This is a genomic window from Candidatus Neomarinimicrobiota bacterium, from assembly GCA_034716895.1.
GTDB lineage: Bacteria > Fidelibacterota > UBA8477 > UBA8477 > JABMPR01 > JABMPR01.
This window is the reverse complement of sequence record JAYEKW010000220.1, coordinates 1-7,948: the sequence shown is the minus strand read 5'-3', so window position 1 is coordinate 7,948 and position 7,948 is coordinate 1. Positions and strand designations below refer to the sequence as shown.

3 protein-coding genes and 1 tRNA gene are annotated in these 7,948 nt (G+C 43.0%); 2 read left to right on the top strand and 2 right to left on the bottom strand.

Features of this window, described 5'->3' with window-relative positions:
• Window positions 1-353 precede the first annotated feature (353 nt).
• Window positions 354-3,404 (bottom strand): two-component regulator propeller domain-containing protein, encoded by a 3,051-nt coding sequence (locus U9Q77_12690; protein ID MEA3288215.1) that lies wholly within the window; start codon window positions 3,402-3,404, stop codon window positions 354-356.
• Window positions 3,405-3,723: 319 nt separating this feature from the next.
• Between U9Q77_12690 and U9Q77_12685 the strand changes: the two genes are divergently transcribed.
• A complete protein-coding gene (locus U9Q77_12685) occupies window positions 3,724-5,301 on the top strand; it encodes a T9SS type A sorting domain-containing protein (protein ID MEA3288214.1) in 1,578 nt (525 codons plus the stop codon).
• Between the two features lie 34 nt (window positions 5,302-5,335).
• Window positions 5,336-7,570: a FlgD immunoglobulin-like domain containing protein gene (locus tag U9Q77_12680; protein MEA3288213.1), complete on the top strand. Its 2,235-nt coding sequence runs from the start codon at window positions 5,336-5,338 to the stop codon at window positions 7,568-7,570.
• 212 nt (window positions 7,571-7,782) lie between these two features.
• Here the strand turns inward: U9Q77_12680 and U9Q77_12675 are convergent.
• Window positions 7,783-7,867, bottom strand: a tRNA-Leu gene (locus U9Q77_12675).
• Window positions 7,868-7,948 lie beyond the last annotated feature (81 nt).

Sequence of the window (7,948 nt, the reverse complement as noted above, 5' to 3'; positions counted from 1 at the left end):
GTACCCGGGGCCGGAATCGAACCGGCACGCCTGTTTAGGGCGAGGGATTTTAAGTCCTGAATAACTCAATGGTAGTCAGTGAGTTACGGCAAATGTGTCAAAATATTAAAAAAGAATATTTGCGTGAACGTTGCTGCTAGGGAATTTAGTTGATAGAATGGGGCTCATGGTTTGAATATTTCTACTCTTTGAGCAGCGGTTTAGTCTTGAAAAGGGACACGGGCACTTTCAGCCCACTGTCTGGTTCTGTAAGTGGCAGTGTATCAGTGTGTTACGGCCATGGAAATTTTACCATATACTGAATATATGCAAGTGATTATTAAAAATTAAAAGCTGCTTCAATCTAACCTTATCTAAAACTTAGCCAAAAATTGATTAAGATTCGTTTCAGGTTTAATTCCGATCTTTTTTCGGATTCTGTGGCGATACATTTCAACTGTCTTGGGCAGAACATTCATGAGGTTAGCGATATCTTTTGATGATAGGTCTAATCTCAATAAGGCGCAGACTTTTACTTCACGGGAAGATAGTTCAGGATGTTCCTTCCGAATATTTGTAAAAAAATCAGTGTGTACCTCAGTGAACCACTTCTCAAACTCATCCCATTCTTCACCGGATTTGAACAAATCCTTGAAATATCTGACAATGCGATTAAACCGGTTCCGCATTTCGTTGGCATCCATCTTTTGGATATCTTTTAACTCATGAAACAGATTGTTCATAATTTCCTGTTTTTGAGTAGCGTATACGGACTTACTAACCAGCTCACGTTTTAAATGGTCGACTTTAATTTGCATCTTTTCTTCAATTTCCAATCTCAGCTCAGCTGTACGCTCCATAACCAGCTTCTCAAGCTTATGCTTTTCTGCCATCATTCTCCTGAAACGCAAACGGATATAGACATATACAAATAGAATCAAAGTCAATGAGGTCAGCAGCCTAAACCACCAGGTTAGCCAGAAGGGGGGCAGGATGGTAATTGCCAGTGTTGCTCCTTCCTCATTCCATAGCCCGTCATTATTGCAAGCGCGAACCTGAAAAGCATAGTCGCCTGGTTTTAGGTGGTTATAGGTAACACTATGATCTGAACCAGCCTGAACCCAATCATCATTAAAATTCTTCAATTTATATTCATATCTGTTGCGTTCAGGGTCAGAGAAATCCAGTGCAGCGAAGGAAAAGGAAATGGTTTTATCCTGATGGTTTAGAACTATTTGCCGGGTTTCTGTAATGGATTTACTCAGGATCGTACGTCCATCGGACATTTCACCGACAGGCACTTCATTGTAGTTAATGCTGAAATTTGTTAGGACTACAGGGGGAACATGGGCATTGTTGATTACAGAGTCAGGATGAAAGCGATTAAACCCACTTGGACCGCCAAAATACAAATACCCCTGGGAATCTTTTAGACTTGAATTATTACGGAATTCGTTACCTTGAAGTCCATCCTTAACGGTATAACGGTTGAGAAATCCTTTTTCACGGTCGACTTTCATCAGTCCGTTGTTCGTTGATAACCAAAGGTATCCGCCATCGTCTTCTTCTATGCCATAGATGGAAATATCATGATCCTTGTATCCCAGATCAACTCTTGAGAAGAACCTTCGAGTAGAGTCCAGTTTATTCAGCCCACCACCCTTTGTTCCAATCCAAAGACAGTGATCGGCATCTTCATGGATAGTATATACAGAATTGCTTCCGATGGAGTTCTCATCACCCTTTGAATACTTGAAGGAACTGAAAGTGTCAGTTTCGGGATGATAGCGATTTAGCCCACCTTCAGCAGTTCCGATCCAGAGGACTCCAGCATCATCCTCAAAAAGCACATAGATAAGATTTCCACTCAGACTATTGGGATCATCTTTATCCAGCCTATAGGTGGTGAAATTGTTGGATCGCCGGTTGTATCGATTCAGCCCATTTGCTTCTGTTCCAATCCAGATAGACCCATCGCTGCTTTCAAGGAGAGAATAAATGGTTGGCCCACTCAACCAATCAGATCTTGATTCATCGTTATAGTAAAGTTTTAATCTACTCCCTGTCTCCGGATCGATCTCAGATAATCCGGCAAGAACGGTTCCCACCCAAAGAATCCCACGTCTGTCCATCAAAACCTGTATAGGGTAATTGATACTCATTACACCTGGAATGCTATCATCAGATTGGTAATATCTGAATTTCCCGGTCTTGGGAGAAAATCTATTTGTTCCCCCAGGCATAGTTGTAAACCAGATGTCACCTGCATCACCTTCCGCCAGGCAATAAACATTATTTGCAGAGGGACCATTTGGATCACCAGCTCTATGCCTAAATAGCTCAAATCGGATCTGATTCGGCTTATGAATATTGATACCCCTTGTGTCAGATCCAACCCAGATCAAACCCTGAGGGTCAACGGAAACCGTGTGTAAGATTTGATCACTTATGCTGCTGGGATTTGATTCATCTGAATTATTATAGGTAAAGGTTTCGGAGGCTGGATCGAAAACAGTAAGTCCGCCTACTGTGGCAAGCCATAATTTTCCATCACGAGCCTGATCTATTGTGTAGATGTAGTTGGTGCTCACCATAGCAGGAGTATAGTTGCTGATGTAATAGTGATCCAGAACCCCTTCTGAGAGACTGTACTTTATCAGGCCTTGCTCAAATTTGCTGATCCAAACATATTCACCAGAAACATCCCTTTTCATGGATCTGATGGGCGTATAGCCTGTTTTAGTAATTGTGAAGACACCCGCTTGATCGATTTTGATCTGATCCGTATTTATGTCAAGTGTAGCAAGAGATCCATTCCCCAATCCGATCAAGAGGATGCCAGCATGTAGCTCTGAAATGGCGGTAATGTCATTAGAGGAAAGACTTGAAGTGTCGCCTGGGATGTGAGAGAAATGATCGAACTCATATGCAAAAGGATCTGACCTCGAGCCGGAAGCAGGAACAACGACACGATTCAGTCCATTTTTGGTGCCAACCCAGAGTGTATATTCCGAGTCTTCAAAGATGCAGGTGATCTGATCATCACCAAGACTTCTAGGGTCTCGAGGATCATGCTTGAAGTTCGTAAAACTCTCAAGAGCAGCATCGTACTTAGCCAGGCCACTAATGGCTGTTCCCACCCAGAGCGATCCCTGGTGATCTTTGTAAACCTTTGTAATGTGATAACCAGCAAGGCTGGTTGAGTCTGTAGGTTCAGAAGCAAACAGACGAAACTCGGTTCCGTCGTAGCGATTGAGTCCAAACCTAGTTCCAAACCACATGAAACCTTTATCATCCTGGAGAATGGAATAAACCGAGCCTTGAGATAATCCGTCCTCAACGGTGAGGTGGTCAAATTTTAATGAATTATTAGTAGCGTTCGCTGAAATGAAAAGTATCAGGATGAGAAGAGATAGACGAACCATTGGCTTAAGTCTCCCTTATGGATTGTAGTGGTCTTTCGTATTACACAGTGATCACCTAAATATAGGTTGGTCATTCCCAAATGAAAGCGTGAGCTGTACCCTTCACAATTCTATATACCCACTTTCTCAAAGGGACATATAGGATTTGTCCCTGGATAAAATCTAGTCTGAGCATTGCCTCAAGTCTGAAATAAACACTTCTCTGGGCAAACTTACAATCTGCATCTGTAGAGGTTTTGTAGGGGTGACAAATCTCCGTTTTAATAGTAGCGTTGGTGAGAAGATGGGAATGCACCTATCAAAACTATGGAGGGATATTATGCGCTTCAGGTCGAAGAACTTTTTAATTCTGAGTATTGTGATTACTATTCTATTTATGGGGAAGCTGTCTTTGTATCAAGAACCCCTGAATGCTGAGGACAATGAAGGATGCACCATTGGTGTAGCCGCAGGAATAGCCACTCCAGATGGTAGACCGATGATCTGGAAAAATCGCGATACTGAAGCGACAGCGTCTAACGCTTCAGTATTTTGGAGTACTGGTGACCCTAACGAGTTCGAGTATTTAGCGGTGATTAGTGGGGGCAACACCAATTTGATTTATCAAGGAGTTAACAGTCAAGGTTTCGCGATTGTAAATTCTCTCATTGATGACTTACCTCAAGGTACAACTGGTCCAGGAAACGGAACATTCATCCGCATGGCTCTAGAATCCTGCGGTACTGTTGCAGAATTTATTCAGCTCCTCAATCAAACAAACATTTCAGGACGACGCACGCAAGCAAACTTCGCAGTTTTGGATAGTACAGGCGACGCAAAGATGATTGAAGCCGGGGGAAATGTTTATTGGGTTTATGATGCCGCTGAAGCTCCAAATGGATATATAGTTCGTGCAAATTTCTCCATGGCTGGGGATGGCGTTGGAGGACCGTTTGGTCACGGTCGGTTCGTCCGTTCCAGTGCGCTTATCAGTGACTTCCATGCTGGAGACAGTCTGAATCACCGCAGTATCATCCGGTATCAGATGCGAGAATTTAACGGGATTGATGGCAGCCCAATTGGTGTGCCTTCTGATGATGTTTCTCTCTATCCAGTTGTCCCCATCGGATATATTTCCAACGCCGTGAGTATTTGCCGTAGCATATGTATCTCTGCAACGGTGGTACACGGAGTTATACCTGATGAACCGGCCCGGACCACGACCATGTGGAATCTACTGGGCCAACCCTCTACTGCAATCGCATTGCCCTATTGGCCCATCGGAGAAGCCCCTGCAGCGGCAACTGGATTACAGGGTTGTACGCTTTCCGATATTGCCAATTCTCTATTATCTGGTATCGATACAACCATATACATAAACCAATACCAGATGGACCTCGAATTCATAAACACTCCCATGCTGCGTAACTATAATGGTGAAGGATTATGGGCAAATATTTTTCCAGCGGAGGATTCAATTTTTAGCTGGACGGAATCCCAGCTTGCCAATTGGCGTAATACTGGCAATTCCGGGTTGCCAGAAATACTGGCATTTGAATCAGAAATGGCTGAGTTGGCTGTTTCAACCTTAGAATATGGTTTGGGTGTCTTAAGTGTTGATGGTGAACCTGCTCATGCTCCAAGACATGAATTACTCCAGAACTACCCGAATCCTTTCAACCCCATCACTACCATCAGCTACACACTGGCTGAGCAATTGACAGTCAAGCTCAAAATATTTGATATTCAGGGTCGAGAAATCATGCAGCTTCAGGATGCATCCCAGCCTCCCGGCTCATATCAAATGCAATGGAGCGGTCAGGACCATCACGGAAATCAAGTGAGTACGGGAGTGTATTTTTGTCGACTGGAAGCAAATGATTTCTCAACAACAATAAAAATGCTCTTCCTGAAGTGAGCCAGAGCATAACATGAAGATATTGGAGCACAAAATGCAAAGTAAAATCATTAGCTCAGTTACGGCTGGAATTATTATGCTGCTGGCAGTTTTGTTACCCTATACCTGTGTCTTGGGACAGAATGCAGAGTGGATTAACTACACCAACGGTGATTGGATCACATCAATCGCCACTGAAGGTGAGGTTATATGGATAGGAACTATGCAAGCAGGTCTGGTTAGAATCGACAATGCTAACGAGGAAACGATCTTTATTACAAGAAGTAATTCAGGCCTACCATCCGATGAAATAAACTCAATCACAATTGATGAAGATGGCGTGAAATGGATTGGAACGAATGCTGGACTGGCTTCTTGGGATGGAATCACATGGACGGTGTATGATACATCTAATTCTGAAATTCCTTACAATGAGGTTCAAGCAATTGCCATCGATTCCGATGGAACGAAATGGATCGGGTCCCATCGCTTCCTTAGCTCCTTTGATGGATTCGACTGGAATACATATGATCATGATAGATTGGCAACTAGAGTGGCATCAATCTCAGTTGATAGTAGCGGAGTAGTCTGGTTGATAGTAATGTACCGGGAGGGGGGAGGAATTGGTGGTCCCCCTTCGCCTTACCAATATGGTCTTCTTCTTTCTTTTGATGGTGGTAACTGGACAGAACACTTTGAAGATGAGCCGTGGGATGGTTGGCACTCAGCTTTTTCTTCAGTTGCTATCGATTCAAATGGTGTCAAGTGGATAGGGAATCTAAGTGGTGGCCTATTTGCTTATGATGATAGCACGTGGACGAATTATGATACTTTAAATTCAGGATTACCCGACAACTGGGTCAAGTCAATAGCCATAGCTGAGGATGGGACAAAATGGATTGGGACATGCGATAAACTAACATCTTTTTCAGATACGAGCTGGGTCATTTATGATACTTCAAATCCTGAGCTGCCTTATGTCACGGTAGATAATATTGCCATTGATGCAAGTGGTACCATATGGTTTAGCACTGGCGATGGTTTGGTAACCTTCGATGGTACCAATTGGATTCACCATGCGATTTCAAACTCTGGGTTATCCTCAAATCTAGTGTATTCAATAACAATTGATTCTGAAGGAACCAAGTGGATCGGAACAGAACGTGGATTAAATACTTTAGCTGGTGACATTTGGGATGAATACTCCACTTCAAATTCAGGTATACATAATAATAGTATTATATCAGTGGCCATCGATTCTGAAGGAACGAAGTGGCTCGGGACTATTGGGGGATTAGTCAGCTATGATGGGAGCGACTGGACGACATACACTGAAGCAAGCTCGATCTTGCCAAGTGACTTTGTCTTTTCAACTGCTGTGGATTATGAGGGGACAAAATGGATTGGTACGGGAAGTGGATTGGTATCCATTGTAGGAAATACCTGGACAACGTACACAACAAATAACTCTGGATTGCCAAATCAGAATGTAAGGGATATTACCATTGAGGATAATGGTGTCATTTGGATGGGGGTTTCTGGAGGTAACAATAATCCATCTGGCTTGGTATCATTTGATGGGAGCAGCTTTACACTTTTCAGTAGTGCCAATTCTGACCTGCCTTCTGGTGCAGTAAGCGCGATCGCCATTGACGAAGATGGGCTTAAATGGGTTGGAACGAATCATGGCGGTCTGGCTTCTTTTGATGGAACCAATTGGGAGGTTTATGATACATCCAATTCTGGTCTACCTTCGGATGATATAAGTGCAATTGCCATCGAATCAGATGGTATCAAATGGATTGGAACTTATGCTGGTTTGGTCTCTTTTAGTGGTGATACGTGGGTTCATTACAATACAGAAAATTCCGGTATTCTGAGTCATGATATACTGTGCATAAAAATTGATAGTCTGGGGGCGAAATGGATTGGGACTACAAGCGGAATATCCGTCTTTAATCAAGGGGGATTTGTAGCCATCTCAAGTCCAGACCAACAATCAACCATACCATCAGAATGTAACCTGAATCAAAACTACCCAAACCCCTTCAATCCTAGTACAACCATCCACTATGGATTACCTGAAGCTTCCAGAGTTGCTCTCGTGATCTATGATGTTCGTGGAAATGTTGTACAGACTCTTGAAACAGGAACGCAGCCAGCGGGTTGGTATGATGTCGTCTGGAATGGTCAAAATACAGATGGCAAGATTATGAGCACCGGGGTTTATTTTGCTCGCTTGCAGGCAGGAGCATATAGCCAAACTATTAAGATGGTGTATTTGAGATAAGGAAGATCTTCCGGTAGGTTTATAAGCCCTGGATAATGTCTGGGGTTTTTTACGTAAAATCAAAGTATCAATACATATCACCTGGAACCATATAGTGACAAAGAATATGGCATGTGGTGGCGTGATTTGTCTTAATTGTGGTTAGGGTGAACAGTAAATGCATGCCATATTACTATAGTAGTAATAGCAGTATATTCAATATGTTATGGGTGTACCCGGGGCCGGAATCGAACCGGCACGCCTGTTTAGGGCGAGGGATTTTAAGTCCCTTGTGTCTACCAATTCCACCACCCGGGCCAAACATATTATCAGGGTAAAAGGTTTCACTTATTTACAATTCACCATTTACCATTTATCATTTCAAAAAGAGGCGTGGGT

Excerpts from the sequence above, each read along its gene's own strand:
- U9Q77_12690 (MEA3288215.1), bottom strand. The coding sequence starts at position 3,404 with ATGGTTCGTCTATCTCTTCTCATCCTGATACTTTTCATTTCAGCGAAC.
- U9Q77_12685 (MEA3288214.1), top strand. The coding sequence starts at position 3,724 with ATGCGCTTCAGGTCGAAGAACTTTTTAATTCTGAGTATTGTGATTACT.
- U9Q77_12680 (MEA3288213.1), top strand. The coding sequence starts at position 5,336 with ATGCAAAGTAAAATCATTAGCTCAGTTACGGCTGGAATTATTATGCTG.